12 protein-coding genes and 3 rRNA genes are annotated in these 20,163 nt (G+C 66.5%); 12 read left to right on the plus strand and 3 right to left on the minus strand.

Annotation, left to right across the window (positions count from 1 at the left end):
- Positions 1 to 32 precede the first annotated feature (32 nt).
- Positions 33 to 2,009, plus strand: coding sequence for an acetoacetate--CoA ligase (locus BFF78_RS34660; RefSeq protein ID WP_069782059.1), 1,977 nt, complete (start codon positions 33 to 35; stop codon positions 2,007 to 2,009).
- Between the two features lie 12 nt (positions 2,010 to 2,021).
- Here BFF78_RS34660 and BFF78_RS34665 read toward each other — a convergent pair whose 3' ends face one another.
- The gene (locus BFF78_RS34665; protein WP_069782060.1) at positions 2,022 to 3,341 is read right to left on the minus strand and encodes an aminotransferase class I/II-fold pyridoxal phosphate-dependent enzyme; all 1,320 of its coding nucleotides are present in this window, start codon (positions 3,339 to 3,341) and stop codon (positions 2,022 to 2,024) included.
- Positions 3,342 to 3,397: 56 nt separating this feature from the next.
- On the opposite strand from BFF78_RS34665, the gene BFF78_RS34670 reads away from it, so the two are divergent.
- Both BFF78_RS34670 and BFF78_RS34675 read left to right on the plus strand, forming a co-directional pair.
- Entirely contained in the window at positions 3,398 to 4,669 is a 1,272-nt protein-coding gene (locus tag BFF78_RS34670) for an MFS transporter (RefSeq protein WP_272482001.1), read from the plus strand.
- Between the two features lie 24 nt (positions 4,670 to 4,693).
- A complete protein-coding gene (locus BFF78_RS34675; protein ID WP_069782062.1) occupies positions 4,694 to 5,587 on the plus strand; it encodes a hypothetical protein in 894 nt (297 codons plus the stop codon).
- Positions 5,588 to 5,679: 92 nt separating this feature from the next.
- On the opposite strand, the gene ptsP is transcribed toward BFF78_RS34675, so the two are convergent.
- Positions 5,680 to 7,350, minus strand: coding sequence for a phosphoenolpyruvate--protein phosphotransferase (ptsP, locus tag BFF78_RS34680; RefSeq protein ID WP_069782063.1), 1,671 nt, complete (start codon positions 7,348 to 7,350; stop codon positions 5,680 to 5,682).
- Between the two features lie 77 nt (positions 7,351 to 7,427).
- Entirely contained in the window at positions 7,428 to 7,877 is a 450-nt protein-coding gene (locus BFF78_RS34685) for a PTS sugar transporter subunit IIA (protein WP_069782064.1), read from the minus strand.
- Between the two features lie 551 nt (positions 7,878 to 8,428).
- Here BFF78_RS34685 and BFF78_RS34695 point away from each other — a divergent pair.
- The 9 genes from BFF78_RS34695 (at position 8,429) to BFF78_RS43935 (ending at position 20,159) form a co-directional block, all read left to right on the plus strand.
- Positions 8,429 to 9,954 (plus strand): 16S ribosomal RNA (locus BFF78_RS34695).
- A gap of 305 nt (positions 9,955 to 10,259) precedes the next feature.
- Positions 10,260 to 13,377: ribosomal RNA gene (locus BFF78_RS34700) — 23S ribosomal RNA — on the plus strand.
- Between the two features lie 85 nt (positions 13,378 to 13,462).
- A 5S ribosomal RNA gene (rrf, locus tag BFF78_RS34705) occupies positions 13,463 to 13,579 on the plus strand.
- The 16S, 23S and 5S rRNA genes sit together here, the layout of an rRNA operon.
- Before the next feature lie 107 nt (positions 13,580 to 13,686).
- Positions 13,687 to 14,295, plus strand: coding sequence for a CDP-alcohol phosphatidyltransferase family protein (locus BFF78_RS34710; RefSeq protein ID WP_069782066.1), 609 nt, complete (start codon positions 13,687 to 13,689; stop codon positions 14,293 to 14,295).
- A 118-nt stretch (positions 14,296 to 14,413) separates the two neighbouring features.
- Positions 14,414 to 16,909: a mannose-1-phosphate guanyltransferase gene (locus BFF78_RS34715; protein WP_069782067.1), complete on the plus strand. Its 2,496-nt coding sequence runs from the start codon at positions 14,414 to 14,416 to the stop codon at positions 16,907 to 16,909.
- A gap of 122 nt (positions 16,910 to 17,031) precedes the next feature.
- Positions 17,032 to 17,949: a DUF881 domain-containing protein gene (locus BFF78_RS34720; protein WP_099054987.1), complete on the plus strand. Its 918-nt coding sequence runs from the start codon at positions 17,032 to 17,034 to the stop codon at positions 17,947 to 17,949.
- Positions 17,946 to 18,278, plus strand: a complete 333-nt coding sequence (locus tag BFF78_RS34725) for a small basic family protein (RefSeq protein WP_003988855.1) — start codon at positions 17,946 to 17,948, stop codon at positions 18,276 to 18,278. Before BFF78_RS34720 ends, BFF78_RS34725 begins: the two co-directional genes overlap by 4 nt.
- A gap of 5 nt (positions 18,279 to 18,283) precedes the next feature.
- On the plus strand, positions 18,284 to 19,141 hold the full coding sequence (locus tag BFF78_RS34730) for a DUF881 domain-containing protein (RefSeq protein WP_069782069.1): 858 nt from the start codon (positions 18,284 to 18,286) through the stop codon (positions 19,139 to 19,141).
- Between the two features lie 190 nt (positions 19,142 to 19,331).
- Entirely contained in the window at positions 19,332 to 20,159 is an 828-nt protein-coding gene (locus BFF78_RS43935; protein WP_193433597.1) for an FHA domain-containing protein, read from the plus strand.
- The last annotated feature ends 4 nt before the right edge of the window (positions 20,160 to 20,163 follow it).

The following is a 20,163-nucleotide window of genomic DNA, read 5'->3' on the forward strand; positions in this document are numbered from 1 at the left end:
CCCACGACGCGCACAGCCCGGGAGCCGCCCCCATGTCGACCGCGAACCCACAGCCGCTCTGGCAGCCCGATCCGCAGCGGATCGCCCAGGCCCGCATCACCCAGTTCCAGGCATGGGCCGCCGAGCACCATGGCGCCCCGGCCGAAGGCGGCTACCCCGCCCTGCACCAGTGGTCCGTCGACCAGCTGGACACCTTCTGGAAAGCCGTCACGGAGTTCTTCGACGTCCGGTTCTCGACACCCTACGCGCGCGTGCTCGGCGATCGCGCCATGCCCGGCGCCCAGTGGTTCCCCGGAGCCACCCTCAACTACGCCGAGCACGCCCTGCGCGCCGCGGCCGACCGCCCGGACGAGCCCGCTCTCCTCCACGTCGACGAGACCCACGAACCGCGCCCGGTGACCTGGTCCGAACTGCGCCGCCAGGTCGGCTCCCTCGCCGCCGAACTCCGCGCCCTCGGCGTCCGCCCCGGCGACCGTGTCAGCGGCTACCTGCCCAACATCCCGCAAGCCGTCGTCGCCCTGCTCGCCACGGCCGCCGTCGGCGCCGTGTGGACATCCTGCGCCCCCGACTTCGGCGCGCGCAGCGTCCTCGACCGTTTCCAGCAGGTCGAACCCGTCGTCCTGTTCACCGTCGACGGCTACCGGTACGGCGGCAAGGAGCACGACCGTCGCGAGATCGTCGCCGAGCTGCGCCGCGAGCTGCCGACGGTGCGTGCCGTCGTCCACATTCCGCTGCTCGGCACCGAGGCACCCGAGGGGGCCCTGGAGTGGTCGGCGCTGACGGCCGGGGACGCCGGGCCCGTCTTCGAGCAGGTCCCGTTCGACCACCCGCTGTGGGTGCTGTACTCCTCCGGCACCACGGGCCTGCCCAAGGCCATCGTCCAGTCCCAGGGCGGCATCCTGGTCGAGCACCTCAAGCAGCTGGGCCTGCACTGCGACCTCGGCCCCGAGGATCGTTTCTTCTGGTACACCTCGACCGGCTGGATGATGTGGAACTTCCTCGTCTCCGGCCTGCTCACGGGCACCACGATCGTCCTCTACGACGGCAGCCCCGGCTACCCGGACACCGGCGCCCAGTGGCGGATCGCCGAGCGCACCGGGGCCACCCTCTACGGCACCTCCGCCGCCTACGTCATGGCCTGCCGCAAGGCCGGCGTCCATCCCGCGCGCGACCACGACCTGTCCGCCGTGAAGTGCGTCGCCACCACCGGCTCGCCCCTGCCGCCCGACGGCTTCCGGTGGCTGCATGACGAGTTCGCAGAGAGCGGGGCCGGCCTGTGGATCGCCTCCGTCAGCGGCGGCACCGACGTCTGCTCCTGCTTCGCCGGCGGCGTACCGACCCTCCCGGTGTACACCGGGGAACTCCAGGCGCCCGGTCTCGGCACCGATCTGCAGGCCTGGGACCCCAGCGGCGAACCCGTCGTCGACGAGGTCGGCGAGCTGGTCGTCACCAACCCCATGCCCTCCATGCCGATCCGCTTCTGGAACGACCCCGACGGCAGCCGCTACCACGACAGCTACTTCGACACCTACCCCGGCGTCTGGCGGCACGGCGACTGGATCACCGTCACCTCACGCGGCACCGTGATCATCCACGGCCGCTCCGACTCCACCCTGAACCGGCAGGGCGTGCGGATGGGTTCGGCCGACATCTACGAGGTCGTCGAGCGCCTGCCCGAGATCAAGGAATCCCTCGTCATCGGCATCGAGCAGCCCGACGGCGGCTACTGGATGCCGCTGTTCGTACACCTCGCACCGGGCGCGGTCCTCGACGAGGCGCTCCTGAACCGGATCAAGCAGACCATCCGCGAACAGCTCTCGCCGCGTCACGTGCCCGACGAGGTCATCGAGGTACCCGGCATCCCGCACACCCTCACCGGCAAGCGCATCGAGGTCCCCGTCAAGCGCCTCCTGCAAGGCACACCGCTGGAGAAGGCCGTCAACCCCGGGTCCATCGACAACCTCTCCCTGCTCGGCTTCTACGAAGAGCTCGCCCGCAAGCGCGCCTGAGCCGCGGGTGGCTCACCCCCCGTAGGTGGCCTCGGACTCGCCCAGTACGGTGGCGAAGTCCGAGGCCAGCCGGGCGGCGTCGGCCGGCTCCAGCCCCGCGGTGGTGATCCGCACCCCCGGTCCGGAAGCCAGGCGGAACCTCGCCCCGGCCGCGACCCACCAGCCGTAGGACCGCAGCCCGTTCACCACCGCGGACTCGTCGCGCACCGGCACCCACAGGTTCATCCCGCTCGCGGCGTGCGCCGTGACGCCCCGTGCGGCCAGTTCGCCGGCCAGCGCGGTGCGCCGCAGCTCGTACGTCTCACGCGCGCGTGCCACCAACGCGCGCGTGCCGCCGTCCGTCAGCAGCCCCAGCACGGTCTCCTGCAACAGGTGGCTGACCCAGCCCGAGGTCAGCAGCAGCCGGCCGTCGTGCCGGGCGAGCGTGACCGGATCACAGGCCGCGGCGGCCCAGCGCAGATCCGTCCCCAGGAACTTGCTCACGGTCCGCACATGCACCCAGCGGGCCGGCCCGGCAGCGGTCACCGTGTGCAGAGCGGCACCGGCCACCTCGGAGGCATGGTCGTTCTCCATCACCAGCACCTCGGGCGCGTCACGCAGCACCTCGGCCAGCGCATCGCGACGGGCGACGGAGAAACACCCGCCGTACGGATTCTGCGCCCGCGGGCTGAGCACCACGGCCCGTACCCCGCCCCTGAGCGCCCCACGCAGGGCCTCCGGCCGCATCCCCTCGTCGTCCACGGCGACCGGGACGGTACGCAGGCCCAGCGCCGCGACCAGATCCAGCAGATGGTGATAGCCCGGATCCTCCATCGCCACGCCGTCCCCGGGACGCAACTCGACCGACAGCACCCGGCCGATCAGATCCAGCGCCCCATGCGCGAACGTCACCTGCTCCACCGGGACACCGTCCGCCCCCAGCCAGTCGCGCACCGCGTCCTCGAGCCGTGCCAGCCGGGGCGTGGAGCGATGGGAGCGGGCGCCGGGCGAGAGGCGTGAGGGCGGCAGCAGCGCGGGCAGCAACGCCGAATCGGGGTGTCCGCCGGCCAGGTCCCGCAGACCTTCGGGCACCCTGGGCGGCCGCCGCGCCGCGACCGCGGGAGCCGCAGCGATCACCGTGCCGCCCCGCCCGCGCGTGACGACGATGCCGCGCCGGCGCAACTCCTTGTAGGCCGTGGCCACCGTGCCCGGACTCACCCCCAGGTCGTCCGCGAGCCGCCGCACGGGCGGCAACGCGAACCCCGGGGCCAACGCCCCCTCCGCCACGCCCCGTTCGACGGATCCGGCAATTCCCTTGGCCGTCGTACCGCTGATCTCATATTGTGTTGCCACGTTAGAAATTATGTATCAATACATAACTGGTGGCAAGCTCCGCCCGAGGGGGAACAGTGGACGCCAAGCCCGAGGCCGCGATCCGGCCGACACGCATACCAGGAGGCCCCGACGGACGCCGGATGCTGCTCGTCACCTTCATCGACCGCATCGGCAGCGGCCTGTGGGCATCCGTCTCCGTCCTGTACTTCACCTACGTCTCCGGCCTCTCCGTCGCCCAGGTCGGCACCCTCGCCGCCGTCTCCGGCGCCATCGGCATCGCGGGCGCCCCCCTGGGCGGACGTCTCGCCGACCGCTTCCCCCTCACCCGGATCCTGGTCGCCCTCCAACTCCTGCGCGCGCTCGCGTCCTTCGGCCTGCTCACCACCGACCACTACCTCCCACTCCTCGCGATCTCGGCCGTCGGCAGCCTCGGCGACCGCGCCGCAAGCGTCCTCACCAAGCTCTACGCCGCCCGCGTCGCCGGACCCGACCGCGTCCGCTACCAGGCCGTCAACCGCACCGCGTCCAACGCCGGCTGGGCCCTGGGCGGCCTCGCCGCCGCGGCCGCCCTCACCCTCGGCACCACCGCCTACCGCTGGCTCCTCACCGGCGACGGCCTCTCCTTCCTGGCGATCGCGCTGCTCACTCTCACCTGCGCGGAACCCCAGAGCGGCAGCCGCATCGCCGCCACCTCGGGTGCCACACCCGGCAACGCCCGACCGGCCAACCCCTGGCGCGACCGCACCTACCTCGCCTACGTCGCGACCGAGACGGTCCTCTTCCTCGACGACTCCGTCTTCCAGATCGGCCTGCCCCTGTGGATCGCGCATACCGAGGGCGTACCGCACGGCCTCGCACCCCTGCTGCTCGTCCTGAACAACGTGATGGTGGTCGCCCTCCAGATGCCACTCGCCCGCTACGGCACCACCACCGCGGCAGCCCGGAAACTACTCGTCCCGCTGTCCGCCGCATCCGCCGTCGGCGGCATCACCCTGGCCCTGTCCGCAACCGGCGGCACCCTCCAGGCGATCTGCCTGCTCACCGCGTCCGCCGCCCTCTTCACCCTGGCCGAGATGCTGCACGCCGTCGTGTCCTGGGAACTCTCCCTGGCCCTCGCCCCCGACACCGCACACGGCGCCTACCTCGGCGTCCACGGCCTCGCCCAGTCCGGCCAGCGCAGCCTCGGCCCGCTCGCCGTCACCGCCGCCATCGCCACCGGCCCCCTCGGCTGGACCGTCTTCGGTGCCACCATCGCCGCGACCTGCGCACTTCAGCACCGGCTGGTCCGCGACCGCCTCCGGCGGAGCCCATTGTCAGTGCCGCCGGTTACGGTGAGTGAGCATTGATCGACTGCGCACTCAGGGGGAAACATGGCGCACACCGACCACCAGACCATGCGACGCGTCCTGCGCCGAGAGATCGCCGGCACCATCGGTCTGCTCACCGACGAACACGACTTCCGCACCATGCGGCGCTACCGCAGCTTCACCTTCGACGACCACACGGCCTACCTCCGGCAGGTCGAGACCGTCCTCAAGGTCCGCGCCGCCCAGGGCACCCACACGACACTCGCCCTGTTCGACCCCGAGGACTACGCCGCCTACTGCGCGCAAGCCGGCCTCGACCCGGAAGCCCCGGCCAGCCGGACCCGCTTCACCGCGGAACTCGCGGCCACCGGCCCCACCATCCCCTACGACGGCCGGCCCCTCGCCACCCTCGTACCCGCCCTGGTGGACGAAGCCGTACGACAGGCGACCTGGGAGTACGCCACCACCCTGCTCTCCCGCCTGGGCTCCTGCCCCACCTGCGGCGTGGACATCGGCAGGGCGGCCTTCACCCGCGCCTCCGACCTCCTGGTCCGCATCCTCGACACCGCACCACCCGGCGACCAGCACCTGGTGTGCAGCGTCTCCGGACCACCCGACACCCTCCTCTCCGTCCTGCACGGCGACCAGGACGGCAAGGGCGGCATCCGCCTCGACGACGCCGAGGCCCTGGAATTCACCAGCGTCCTCGCACTCGGCCTCGCGACCCGCAGCCCCGGCGGACTCGTCCTGCGCGCCAGCGCCCCGGACACGGCCGACCGCGTCTACGGCTGGCGACTGCGCTCCGGCGGCCTCGAACCCCTCACCGCCTCCGAAGTGTTCGACGCCTACTGCACCGACGTCGAATCCGGCGACCTCATCTCCCCGGAGACCGGCGTCGACTACTGCGAGCCCCCCGGCCTCGGAGACGAGAACACAACACCCGGCCACCGCCACTGAACGAACCAGGCATCCCGACACCGAACGCACCAGGGGCGCCCACCCGAAGGCGGGACGCCCCTGAACCCGGCACACGCCACGCGGCGGTACGGCTACTCGCCGGACAGCACCGCCTGAGCCGCGCCGCGCGCCTCCTCGGCGCTGTCCGCGGCACGCGCGGCCGCAGCGGCCCGCTCGCACTGAGCCAGCGTGTACTTCGCGAGCGTCGCCCGGACATAAGGAATGGACGCCGCGCCCATCGACAGGGAGGTGACACCCAGACCGGTCAGCACACAGGCCAGCAGCGGATCGGACGCGGCCTCGCCACACACACCACAGCTCTTCCCCTCGGCCTTGGCCGCCTCCGCGGACAGCGCGACCAGGTCCAGCAGAGCCGGCTGCCACGGGTCCTGAAGCCGGGAGACCGCGCCCACCTGCCGGTCCGCGGCGAACGTGTACTGCGCGAGGTCGTTGGTCCCCAGCGACAGGAACTCGACCTCCTGCAGGACCGAACGCGCGCGCAGCGCGGCCGACGGGATCTCCACCATCGCGCCGAACTTCGCCCGCAGCCCCGCCTCACGGCAGGCGTCCGCAAACGCCTTCGCGTCCGCACGGTCCGCCACCATGGGCGCCATGACCTCGAGGTAGACGGGCAGCCCCTCGGCGGCCTTCGCCAGCGCGGTCAGCTGCGTACGCAGAATCTCCGGGTGGTCGAGCAGAGTACGCAGACCCCGCACACCCAGCGCCGGGTTCGGCTCGTCGGAAGGAGTCAGGAAGTCCAGCGGTTTGTCCGCACCCGCGTCCAGCACCCGCACGACCACGCGGCCCTCGGGGAACGCCTCCAGCACCTGCCGGTAGGCCTCCACCTGCTTCGCCTCGGAAGGAGCGTTCTTGCTGTCGTCCAGGAACAGGAACTCGGTACGGAACAGACCGACACCCTCGGCCCCGGCCGCCACGGCCGCCGGTACGTCCGCCGGACCGCCCACGTTGGCCAGCAGCGGCACCTTGTGACCGTCCGCCGTCACACCCGGTCCGGTCGAGGCGGCCAGCGCGGCCTTGCGCTCGGCCGCCGCGGCCTCCAGCTGCGCCTTCTTCTCCTCGCTCGGGTTCACGAAGATGTCGCCGGTGCTGCCGTCGACGGCGATCACCGTGCCCTCGGCCAGCTCACCGGCACCCGGCAGCGCCACGACCGCCGGCACACCCAGCGCCCGTGCCAGAATCGCGCTGTGACTGGTCGGCCCGCCCTCCTCGGTCACGAAACCGAGCACCAGCGAGGGATCCAGCAGCGCGGTGTCGGCGGGAGCAAGGTCCCGCGCCACGAGCACATAAGGCTGGTCACTGTCCGGGACACCCGGCATCGGCACACCCAGCAGCCGCGCGACGATACGATTCCGCACGTCATCGAGGTCGGCCACGCGGCCGGCCAGGTACTCGCCGGCACCGGCCAGCAGTTCGCGGTACGCCGCGAACGCGTCGTACACCGCACGCTCGGCCGTGCTGCCGACGGCGATCCGCCGGTCCACGTCCGCCATCAGCTCGGGGTCCTGGGCCATCATGGCCTGCGCCTCGAGCACGGCCTGGGCCTCGCCCCCCGCCAGATTGCCGCGCGCCATCAGATCGGCGGCCACGGCGTCCACTGCCTGGCGGGCGCGCCCCTGCTCCCGCTCCGCCTCCTCCGCCGGGATCTGCTTGGCCGGCGGCTCCAGCACCGCCGTACCCATGTGCCGAACCTCGCCGATGGCCACGCCGTGGCTCACGCCGACGCCTCGCAGCGTTGTCTCCATCTCACCCGTCTCCGATAGTGCGGCGGGTCCCGCCGCCGCGATGGTTGTCCTGATCGCCGTCCGGGACGGCACTGGCTTCAGTTCCAGACGAAGAGGCTGTCGCCGGCCTTCACGTCTCCGCTGTCACGGAGGTCGGAGAGGGACTCGGCCGTGGCTTCGAGTGCGACGACGGGGCACACCGGGGACTTGCCGGCGGCCTCGACGGCGGCGGGGTTCCAGCGCACGATGGCCTGACCGCGCGTCACGGTGTCGCCCTTGCTGACGAGCAGCTCGAAACCCTCGCCGTTGAGCTGCACCGTGTCGATGCCGAGGTGGGTGAGCACGCCGTGCCCGCTCTCGTCCACGACGACGAAGGCGTGCGGGTGCAGGGAGACGATGACACCGTCCACGGGCGCCACGGCCTCGGAGGGGTCACGCACGGGGTCGATCGCGGTGCCCGGGCCGACCATGGCCCCGGAGAAGACCGGATCCGGCACGGCGGCCAGTCCGATGGCACGTCCAACAAGAGGGGACGTCACGGTGGTCATGGGAAGCCTCCAAGGAGTGGAGCTGCTCAGAGGGCCGTCACTGCCTGTCCCGGACGGCGCACTGAGCAGCAGGGTATGTCATATGAAGTGGCGGTTCCGTTTAGAAGCTACCAGTTAGTGGTCTAGACCACCAGCCCTGTGGATTTGCACCGCGTTCAAGACTCCGTGTACAGTCGTACTCCTGCTTGGGGCTGAGGGATGCGAGAGCACCCTCGCTCAGCAGAACCCAAACTCGTCAGATCCTATCTCTGGATCCGCTTCTGCATGCTCGCAGGAGGGTGGTCAGAGAGACGGGAAAACCCTGGTAGAGTTTGAAACACCGAAGGGAAGCCCGGAGGAAAGCCCGAGAGGGTGAGTACAAAGGAAGCGACCGTTCCTTGAGAACTCAACAGCGTGCCAAAAATCAACGCCAGATATGTTGATACCCCGTCTCCGGTCGTCATGACTGGGGCGAGGTTCCTTTGAAAAACACAGCGAGGACGCTGTGTGCGAGGGGATTATTCCTCCTCTCGCACCGCTCTCGTGGTGTTCATCCCGATTACGGGAAAACATTCACGGAGAGTTTGATCCTGGCTCAGGACGAACGCTGGCGGCGTGCTTAACACATGCAAGTCGAACGATGAAGCCCTTCGGGGTGGATTAGTGGCGAACGGGTGAGTAACACGTGGGCAATCTGCCCTTCACTCTGGGACAAGCCCTGGAAACGGGGTCTAATACCGGATACGAGGTTCGCAGGCATCTGTGAACTTGGAAAGCTCCGGCGGTGAAGGATGAGCCCGCGGCCTATCAGCTTGTTGGTGAGGTAATGGCTCACCAAGGCGACGACGGGTAGCCGGCCTGAGAGGGCGACCGGCCACACTGGGACTGAGACACGGCCCAGACTCCTACGGGAGGCAGCAGTGGGGAATATTGCACAATGGGCGAAAGCCTGATGCAGCGACGCCGCGTGAGGGATGACGGCCTTCGGGTTGTAAACCTCTTTCAGCAGGGAAGAAGCGAGAGTGACGGTACCTGCAGAAGAAGCGCCGGCTAACTACGTGCCAGCAGCCGCGGTAATACGTAGGGCGCAAGCGTTGTCCGGAATTATTGGGCGTAAAGAGCTCGTAGGCGGCTTGTCACGTCGATTGTGAAAGCCCGAGGCTTAACCTCGGGTCTGCAGTCGATACGGGCTAGCTAGAGTGTGGTAGGGGAGATCGGAATTCCTGGTGTAGCGGTGAAATGCGCAGATATCAGGAGGAACACCGGTGGCGAAGGCGGATCTCTGGGCCATTACTGACGCTGAGGAGCGAAAGCGTGGGGAGCGAACAGGATTAGATACCCTGGTAGTCCACGCCGTAAACGGTGGGAACTAGGTGTTGGCGACATTCCACGTCGTCGGTGCCGCAGCTAACGCATTAAGTTCCCCGCCTGGGGAGTACGGCCGCAAGGCTAAAACTCAAAGGAATTGACGGGGGCCCGCACAAGCGGCGGAGCATGTGGCTTAATTCGACGCAACGCGAAGAACCTTACCAAGGCTTGACATACACCGGAAAGCATTAGAGATAGTGCCCCCCTTGTGGTCGGTGTACAGGTGGTGCATGGCTGTCGTCAGCTCGTGTCGTGAGATGTTGGGTTAAGTCCCGCAACGAGCGCAACCCTTGTTCTGTGTTGCCAGCATGCCCTTCGGGGTGATGGGGACTCACAGGAGACCGCCGGGGTCAACTCGGAGGAAGGTGGGGACGACGTCAAGTCATCATGCCCCTTATGTCTTGGGCTGCACACGTGCTACAATGGCCGGTACAAAGAGCTGCGATACCGTGAGGTGGAGCGAATCTCAAAAAGCCGGTCTCAGTTCGGATTGGGGTCTGCAACTCGACCCCATGAAGTCGGAGTCGCTAGTAATCGCAGATCAGCATTGCTGCGGTGAATACGTTCCCGGGCCTTGTACACACCGCCCGTCACGTCACGAAAGTTGGTAACACCCGAAGCCGGTGGCCCAACCCCTTGTGGGAGGGAGCTGTCGAAGGTGGGACTAGCGATTGGGACGAAGTCGTAACAAGGTAGCCGTACCGGAAGGTGCGGCTGGATCACCTCCTTTCTAAGGAGCACTTCTTACCGGGCTTGCCTGGTCAGAGGCCAGTACATCGGCGCACGTCCGATGCTGGTTGCTCATGGGTGGAACGTTGATTATTCGGCCGGGACCTCGGGTCGGAGGCTGCTAGTACTGCTCGCAAGAGCGTGGAACGCATGATCTTCGGACGGGGCCTGGCCGGGCACGCTGTTGGGTGTCTGAGGGAACGAATTTTCCTCAGTCGCCGGCCCCAGTGAACTCGAGCCTGTTGGTTCGGGGTGATGGGTGGCTGGTCGTTGTTTGAGAACTGCACAGTGGACGCGAGCATCTGTGGCCAAGTTTTTAAGGGCGCACGGTGGATGCCTTGGCACCAGGAACCGATGAAGGACGTGGGAGGCCACGATAGTCCCCGGGGAGTCGTCAACCAGGCTTTGATCCGGGGGTTTCCGAATGGGGAAACCCGGCAGTCGTCATGGGCTGTCACCCGCTGCTGAACACATAGGCAGTGTGGAGGGAACGAGGGGAAGTGAAACATCTCAGTACCCTCAGGAAGAGAAAACAACCGTGATTCCGGGAGTAGTGGCGAGCGAAACCGGATGAGGCCAAACCTACGACGTGTGAGACCCGGCAGGGGTTGCGTCGTGGGGGTTGTGGGATCTCTCTTCTGCGGTCTGCCGGCCGTGGGACGAGTCAGAAACCGTTGATGTAGGCGAAGGACATGCGAAAGGTCCGGCGTAGAGGGTAAGACCCCCGTAGTCGAAACGTCAGCGGCTCGTTTGAGAGACACCCAAGTAGCACGGGCCCGAGAAATCCCGTGTGAATCTGGCGGGACCACCCGCTAAGCCTAAATATTCCCTGGTGACCGATAGCGGATAGTACCGTGAGGGAATGGTGAAAAGTACCCCGGGAGGGGAGTGAAATAGTACCTGAAACCGTGTGCCTACAAGCCGTGGGAGCGTCGGAATGTGCTTGCACATTCTCGTGACTGCGTGCCTTTTGAAGAATGAGCCTGCGAGTTTGCGGTGTGTTGCGAGGTTAACCCGGGTGGGGAAGCCGTAGCGAAAGCGAGTCCGAATAGGGCGCTGTAGTAGCACGCTCAAGACCCGAAGCGGAGTGATCTAGCCATGGGCAGGTTGAAGCGGAGGTAAGACTTCGTGGAGGACCGAACCCACCAGGGTTGAAAACCTGGGGGATGACCTGTGGTTAGGGGTGAAAGGCCAATCAAACTCCGTGATAGCTGGTTCTCCCCGAAATGCATTTAGGTGCAGCGTCGTGTGTTTCTTGCCGGAGGTAGAGCACTGGATAGGCGATGGGCCCTACCGGGTTACTGACCTTAGCCAAACTCCGAATGCCGGTAAGTGAGAGCGCGGCAGTGAGACTGTGGGGGATAAGCTCCATGGTCGAGAGGGAAACAGCCCAGAGCATCGACTAAGGCCCCTAAGCGTACGCTAAGTGGGAAAGGATGTGGAGTCGCACAGACAACCAGGAGGTTGGCTTAGAAGCAGCCACCCTTGAAAGAGTGCGTAATAGCTCACTGGTCTAGTGATTCCGCGCCGACAATGTAGCGGGGCTCAAGCGTACCGCCGAAGTCGTGTCATTCGTATATAAGCCCCAACGGGTGTACGGATGGGTAGGGGAGCGTCGTCTGCCGGGTGAAGCGGCACTGGAAGGTAGTCGTGGACGGTTGACGAGTGAGAATGCAGGCATGAGTAGCGATTCACACGTGAGAAACGTGTGCGCCGATTGACTAAGGGTTCCTGGGTCAAGCTGATCTGCCCAGGGTAAGTCGGGACCTAAGGCGAGGCCGACAGGCGTAGTCGATGGATAACCGGTTGATATTCCGGTACCCGCTGTGAAGCGTCAAACATCGAATCCAGTGATGCTGAGGCCGTGAAGCCGTTCCGGACCCTTCGGGGAATGGAAAGTGGTGGAGCCGCCGGACCAATCTGGTAGTAGGTGAGTGATGGGGTGACGCAGGAAGGTAGTCCATCCCGGGCGGTGGTTGTCCCGGGGTAAGGGTGTAGGACGCAGGGTAGGCAAATCCGCCTTGCACATAGTCTGAGACCTGATGCCGAGCCGATTGTGGTGAAGTGGATGATCCTATGCTGTCGAGAAAAGCCTCTAGCGAGTTTCATGGCGGCCCGTACCCTAAACCGACTCAGGTGGTCAGGTAGAGAATACCGAGGCGTTCGGGTGAACTATGGTTAAGGAACTCGGCAAAATGCCCCCGTAACTTCGGGAGAAGGGGGGCCATTCCTGGTGATGGGCTTTGCGCCTTGAGCTGGGGGTGGCCGCAGAGACCAGCGAGAAGCGACTGTTTACTAAAAACACAGGTCCGTGCGAAGCCGTAAGGCGATGTATACGGACTGACGCCTGCCCGGTGCTGGAACGTTAAGGGGACCGGTTAGCTCACTTTCGGGTGGGCGAAGCTGAGAACTTAAGCGCCAGTAAACGGCGGTGGTAACTATAACCATCCTAAGGTAGCGAAATTCCTTGTCGGGTAAGTTCCGACCTGCACGAATGGCGTAACGACTTCTCGACTGTCTCAACCATAGGCCCGGTGAAATTGCACTACGAGTAAAGATGCTCGTTTCGCGCAGCAGGACGGAAAGACCCCGGGACCTTTACTACAGTTTGATATTGGTGTTCGGTTCGGCTTGTGTAGGATAGCTGGGAGACTGTGAAGCTCGCACGCCAGTGTGGGTGGAGTCGTCGTTGAAATACCAGTCTGGTCGTGCTGGATGTCTAACCTGGGTCCGTGATCCGGATCAGGGACAGTGTCTGATGGGTAGTTTAACTGGGGCGGTTGCCTCCTAAAGGGTAACGGAGGCGCCCAAAGGTTCCCTCAGCCTGGTTGGCAATCAGGTGTTGAGTGTAAGTGCACAAGGGAGCTTGACTGTGAGACCGACGGGTCGAGCAGGGACGAAAGTCGGGACTAGTGATCCGGCGGTGGCTTGTGGAAGCGCCGTCGCTCAACGGATAAAAGGTACCCCGGGGATAACAGGCTGATCTTCCCCAAGAGTCCATATCGACGGGATGGTTTGGCACCTCGATGTCGGCTCGTCGCATCCTGGGGCTGGAGTCGGTCCCAAGGGTTGGGCTGTTCGCCCATTAAAGCGGTACGCGAGCTGGGTTTAGAACGTCGTGAGACAGTTCGGTCCCTATCCGCTGTGCGCGTAGGAGTCTTGAGAAGGGCTGTCCCTAGTACGAGAGGACCGGGACGGACGAACCTCTGGTGTGCCAGTTGTTCTGCCAAGGGCATGGCTGGTTGGCTACGTTCGGGAGGGATAACCGCTGAAAGCATCTAAGCGGGAAGCCTGCTTCGAGATGAGGACTCCCACCCACTTGATGGGGTAAGGCTCCCAGTAGACGACTGGGTTGATAGGCCGGATCTGGAAGCCAGGTAACTGGTGGAGGTGACCGGTACTAATAGGCCGAGGGCTTGTCCTCAGTTGCTCGCGTCCACTGTGTTGGTTCTGAAACCACGAACAGCCCCGCCAGAAATGGTGGTGCGGCGTTCACAGTTTCATAGTGTTTCGGTGGTCATAGCGTGAGGGAAACGCCCGGTTACATTCCGAACCCGGAAGCTAAGCCTCACAGCGCCGATGGTACTGCAGGGGGGACCCTGTGGGAGAGTAGGACGCCGCCGAACTCCTTTTGAAGCTCCGGCTCTTGGGCACTGCCCAGGGGCCGGAGCTTTTTTGCGTTGAGGTAGGGTCAGGGGGCATCGTTGGCTCGTTTCGCACAGGAGGCCCCCGGGTGGAGGTCCAGGAGACCCGTGTCCAGACGGACCGGGTCCTCACCATCCCCAACATCCTCAGCATGGCACGGCTCGTCGGCGTCCCCGTCTTCCTGTGGTTGATCCTCAGGCCCGAGTTCGGGGGACCCAAGAGCGACGGCTGGGCTCTTCTCGTGCTGGCTTTCAGCGGGGTCAGTGACTATCTGGACGGCAAGCTCGCCCGACGCTGGAATCAGATCAGCAGTCTCGGCCGGCTCCTCGACCCCGCCGCCGACCGGCTGTACGTACTTTCCACGCTGGTGGGTCTCACCTGGCGGGAGATTCTGCCGGTCTGGCTGACCGGCCTCCTGCTCGCGCGAGAGCTGATGCTCCTGGTGATGGTGGGCATCCTCCGCCGGCACGGGTATCCGCCGCCGCAGGTGAACTTCCTCGGCAAGGCCGCCACCTTCAACTTGATGTACGCCTTCCCGTTGCTGCTTCTCAGCGATGGAAGCGGTTGGATCGCGTCAGTCGCCGCAGTTTTCGGATGGGCGTTCGCCGGGTGGGGTACAACCCTCTACTGGTGGGCAGGAGTGCTCTACGTGGTACAGGTCCGCCGTTTGGTTCGTGCGGACACCACGGCCGATTGAGCTCGGCGATTGTCCTCCGGACGTAACGCCACGATGGCCTGCAGTGGAAAAGTGCGGGACAATCTGGACGGGTGAAGTCGGCTAGACCGTCGTCTCTTGTGAGGAGGACGCTTCCGACATGAAGGCCGTCGTGATGGCCGGGGGCGAAGGCACCCGCCTGCGCCCCATGACCTCCAGCATGCCCAAGCCGCTCCTGCCCGTGGCGAACCGCCCGATCATGGAGCACGTGCTACGGCTGCTCAAAAGGCACGGGCTCACCGAGACCGTTGTCACCGTGCAGTTCCTGGCCTCGCTCGTCAAGAACTACTTCGGCGACGGCGAGGAACTCGGGATGGAGCTCACCTATGCCAATGAGGAGAAGCCACTCGGAACCGCTGGAAGCGTCAAGAACGCCGAAGAGGCATTGAAGGACGACGCCTTCCTCGTCATCTCCGGTGATGCTCTGACCGACTTCGACCTCACCGAGCTGATCAATTTCCACAAGGAGAAGGGCGCACTGGTCACCGTCTGTCTGACCAGGGTGCCCAATCCGCTGGAGTTCGGCATCACCATCGTCGACGAGGAAGGCAAGGTCGAGCGTTTCCTGGAGAAGCCGACCTGGGGGCAGGTCTTCTCCGACACGGTCAACACGGGCATCTATGTCATGGAGCCCGAGGTATTCAACTACGTCGAACCCGACGTCCCGGTCGACTGGTCCGGTGACGTCTTCCCGCAGCTGATGAAGGACGGCAAGCCGATCTACGGCTTTGTCGCCGAGGGCTACTGGGAGGACGTCGGCACCCACGAGAGCTATGTGAAGGCCCAGGCCGACGTGCTCGAGGGCAAGGTCAACGTCGACATCGACGGCTTCGAGATCTCTCCCGGTGTGTGGGTGGCGGAAGGCGCCGAGGTGCATCCCGATGCCGTACTGCGCGGTCCGCTGTACATCGGCGACTACGCGAAGGTCGAGGCCGGCGCGGAGATCCGCGAGCACACGGTCGTCGGCTCGAATGTCGTCGTCAAGAGCGGTGCCTTTCTGCACAAGGCCGTTGTGCATGACAACGTGTACGTCGGGCAGCACAGCAATCTGCGCGGCTGTGTCGTCGGCAAGAACACCGACATCATGCGTGCCGCGCGGATCGAGGACGGTGCGGTGATCGGCGACGAGTGCCTGATCGGTGAGGAATCGATCGTTCAGGGCAACGTCCGCGTCTATCCGTTCAAGACCATCGAGGCCGGTGCCTTCGTCAACACGTCCGTCATCTGGGAGTCCAGAGGGCAGGCCCATCTGTTCGGAGCCCGGGGTGTGTCCGGCATCCTGAACGTGGAGATCACGCCGGAACTGGCCGTGCGGCTGGCCGGTGCCTACGCGACGACCCTGAAGAAGGGCTCCACGGTCACCACGGCCCGCGACCACTCCCGGGGCGCCCGTGCACTCAAGCGGGCGGTCATCTCCGCGCTGCAGGCCAGCGCCATCGACGTACGCGACCTGGAGAACGTACCGCTGCCCGTGGCCCGGCAGCAGACCGCGCGCGGCAGTGCCGGCGGCATCATGATCCGGACCTCGCCGGGTGTGCCTGACTCGGTCGACATCATGTTCTTCGACGGCAACGGCGCCGACCTGTCGCAGGGCAGCCAGCGCAAGCTGGACCGGGTGTTCGCGCGGCAGGAGTACCGGCGGGCGTTCCCCGGCGAGATCGGCGACCTGTACTTCCCGGCGAGCGTCTTCGACTCGTACACCGGGTCGCTGCTGCGGAATGTCGACACGACCGGGATCGCCGACTCCGGCCTGAAGGTCGTAGTCGACGCCTCCAACGGCAGTTCCGGTCTCGTGCTGCCCAGCCTGCTCGGCAAGCTGGGCGTGGACTCCCTGACCATCAACCCCGGTCTCGACGAGTCCCGGCCCACGGAGACGGAAGAGATACGGCGCAAGGGGCTGGTGCGGCTGGGCGAGATAGTGGCGTCCTCCGGGGCGGCGTTCGGTGTCCGGTTCGACCCCGTGGGCGAGCGGCTGTCGCTCGTGGACGAAAAGGGCCGGATCATCGAGGACGACCGCGCCCTGCTGGTCATGCTGGACCTGGTGGCTGCGGAGCGGCGCAGCGGCCGGGTGGCGCTGCCGGTGACCACGACCCGGATCGCCGAGCAGGTGGCCGCCTACCACGGCACCCAGGTCGAGTGGACGACCACCTCTCCCGACGACCTCACGCGCGTGGGCGGCGAGGAGGGCACCATCTTCGGAGGTGACGGCAAGGGCGGGTTCATCGTCCCCGAGTTCAGCAGCGTCTACGACGGCACGGCGGCCTTCGTACGGCTGATCGGGCTGGTGGCGCGCACGCAGCTCACGCTGAGCCAGATCGACGCGCGGATCCCGCGGGCGCACGTCCTCAAGCGGGACCTGGCCACGCCGTGGGCCGTCAAGGGTCTGGTCATGCGGCGGGTCGTCGAGGCCGCCGGGGATCGCTTTGTCGACACGACCGACGGTGTGCGGGTCGTGGAGACGGACGGGCGCTGGGTGATGGTGCTGCCCGACCCGGCCGAGGCCGTCACCCATCTGTGGGCCGAGGGGCCGGACGACGCCTCGGCGCAGGCCCTGCTGGACGAGTGGTCGGCCGTCGTGGACAGCGCCGGCCGGTAAGGGGGCGGGCGCCACCGGACGGCAAAACCCACGCACGCGCGCGTGCCGGACAAGTGTCCTCAAGGGGGCCTGTCCGGCACGCCGGTGGGGCCGTTCGGAGTAATGGGTCGCGACATGCGACGATGTGCGGCATGCCGCAGCAACCCCCCGTTCGGAGCAGCCCCACGCGGCCGCAGCGCCCGGACGCCTCCATGTCGTTGATCACCAACGTCATGGATCACAGCCTCGACGACGGCTACGCCGAGGCCGCCGCCCGGAAGAAGTCCGACGGCGAGCGCGGGCTGCCCAAGACCCTGAGGGCGAAGCTGGGCCTCGCGGCCGGCCTCGTCCTCGCGGCGCTGGTCGTGACCGTCGGGGCGGCACAGACGCGGGCGGCGGCGCCCGTGGTGGCCAAGGAGCGCCAGGAGCTGATCGACCGCGTCGACAGCGAGACCGCGACCGCGGACAAACTGGAGAGCTCCGTCGACAAGCTCCGGGACGACGTCAGCGCGCGCCAGCGGGCGGCGATGAAGTCGAGCGGCGGCAGCACGCAGGCGGACCTGGTGGACGTGCTGTCGGGTGCCACCGCGGTCCACGGGCCGGGCGTCAAGCTGGTCGTGAACGATGCCAAGGAGGCCAGCACCGGCGGCGACGGCACCAATCCGCGGGAGACCTCGGGGTTCTCCGACACCGGCCGGGTCCGCGACCGGGACATGCAGCGCGTGGTCAACGGGCTGTGGGAGTCCGGTGCGGAGGCGATCTCCATCAACGGGCAGCGGCTGACCTCCCTGTCCGCGATCAGGGCCGCGGGAGACGCGATACTGGTCGACAACAGGCCGCTGGTGCCGCCGTACACGGTGCTGGCGGTGGGGAAGGCGGAACGGTTGAGCAGCGGGTTCCAGAACAGTGCCGACGGTCTGTATCTGCAGGCCCTGGAGCAGAATTTCGGCATCCGCGCCACCATCTCCGCGCAGGGCGACGTACGGTTGCCCGCCGCACCGAGCGTGATCGTACGTACAGCACAGCCGAGCACCGAGAAGACTGAGAAGGGCACATCGTGATCGCCGTACTGGGCCTCGTCGTGGGAGTCGTGGCCGGCCTGTTGGTCCGGCCCGAGGTTCCGGCGGTCGTCGAGCCTTACCTGCCGATCGCCGTCGTCGCGGCGCTGGACGCCGTCTTCGGCGGTCTGCGGGCCATGCTCGACGGCATCTTCGACGACAAGGTCTTCGTGGTGTCGTTCCTGTCGAACGTGGTCGTCGCCGCCCTGATCGTTTTCCTGGGTGACAAGTTGGGTGTGGGCGCGCAGCTGTCCACGGGTGTCGTGGTGGTCCTCGGCATCCGGATCTTCTCCAACGCCGCGGCGATCCGGCGGCACGTGTTCCGGGCGTGAGACCGATGAGCGAGCAGAACGAGTCGAAAGAGCAGCCGGAGCAGCCGGAGCAGCCGGAGAACAGGCTGCGCAGGGAACTGCCCGAGGAGATGCCCGCGCGGGCACCTGAGCCGGCACCCGAGCAGAAGACGCAGGAGCCGCTGACCGGCCGGCAGCGGCTGATCAAGGGCCTGTGGCCGCCGCGGTTCACCCGGGCCCAACTCATCGTGGCAGTGCTCCTGTTCAGTCTCGGTTTCGGCCTGGCCGTGCAGGTGGCGTCCAACACCGGCACCGACAGCGCGCTGCGTGGGGCACGCCAGGAAGATCTGGTGCGCATCCTCGATGAACTGGATTCGCGCACTCAGCGTCTTGAGGACGAGAAGCAGGGACTCGAAAAGCAGCGGTCGGAACTGCAGAGCAGCTCCGACCAGGCCGCGGAGGCGCGCAAGCAGACGGCCGAGAAGGAGAAACAACTCGGCATCCTGGCGGGCACCGTGGCGGCGCAGGGTCCCGGCATCACGATGACGATCGAGGACACGAAGGGGACGGTCAAGGCGGACATGCTGCTCGACGCGATCCAGGAGTTGCGCGCGGCCGGTGCGGAGGCGATCGAGGTCAACGGGATACGGGTGGTGGCAGGCACCTACTTCACCGATTCCGGTAACGGCGTCGGCGTCGACGGGAACAAGATCAACGCTCCCTATCGTTTCCAGGTCATCGGCAAGCCGCAGGACCTGGAGCCCGCGCTGAACATCCCGGGAGGCGTGGTGCAGACGCTGGAGAAGGAGCAGGCCACGGTCTCGGTCGAGCAGTCGGACAAGATCGTCGTGGATGCCTTGCGACAGGCGAAGCGGCCTGACTACGCTCGGTCGTCCTCCCAGTGAACCGGTGGTGCATGGGGGACGTCAGGCAGGGGCATGAGGTTGCGGGGGGTCGGCGCATCGAAGGGGTGGTGCGTGGTGGAAACTGTCTGGTGGATACGGACGTTGTGAGAATGTCCGGCTCTGCCGGTGTAGGCAATCAGGGTTCGTCCTGCCCCACGGGCGGGTCTGTTTCGGTCAAGGGGAATCGCCCGTGAAGTTGTTTGCGAAGTTGTTCGGCAAGAGCGCGCGAGAGGGCAGCGACAACGCGACCGCTCGGCACCGCGCGCAGCCCGACGCGGAGGGTCAGCGCCCGCTGTTCCGGGACCAGGTCGCTGGTCCGGGCGGTGACATTTCCGGAGGTCAGGGCGGGGCGTCGGTTGACCCTGCCCAGTCCGGCGGCATAGGTTTCGGGCAACCGTCAACCTCAGGTACGGGTGGAGGGTTCGCCTCCGGTCCGTACGCGTCCAACGCCCCGGCGGGGCAGCCGCAGGAGGATCCGTCCATGTCGGTCCTGGTGTGTACGAGGTGCGGTAACCGCAACGCGGAGAACGCCCGCTTCTGCTCCAACTGTGGCGCGCCGCTGCGCCCCGGAGTGGCGCCGGAGCGTGCCTCCGAGACGACGTCCACGATCTCGATCTCCGGCCTCGAGGCCTACGACTCCGAGGTCACCGGTCAGACGCAGATGCCGATGCTGTCGCCGGAGGCGCAGGCCGCGGTGGATGCGCTGCCGATGGGCTCGGCGCTGCTGGTGGTGCGCCGGGGCCCGAACTCGGGCAGCCGTTTCCTCCTCGACAGCGACCTGACCACGGCCGGCCGTCACCCGCAGAGCGACATCTTCCTGGACGACGTCACGGTCTCGCGCCGGCATGTGGAGTTCCGGCGCTCCCCGGACGGCTCGTTCACGGTGGCCGACGTGGGCAGCCTGAACGGCACGTACGTCAACCGCGAGCGGATCGACCAGGTCGCTCTGTCCAACGGTGACGAGGTGCAGATCGGCAAGTACCGGCTGGTGTTCTACGCGAGCCGGCAGGGCATCTGACCCG

Origin of the sequence: Streptomyces fodineus (assembly GCF_001735805.1) — a bacterium.
GTDB lineage: Bacteria > Actinomycetota > Actinomycetes > Streptomycetales > Streptomycetaceae > Streptomyces > Streptomyces fodineus.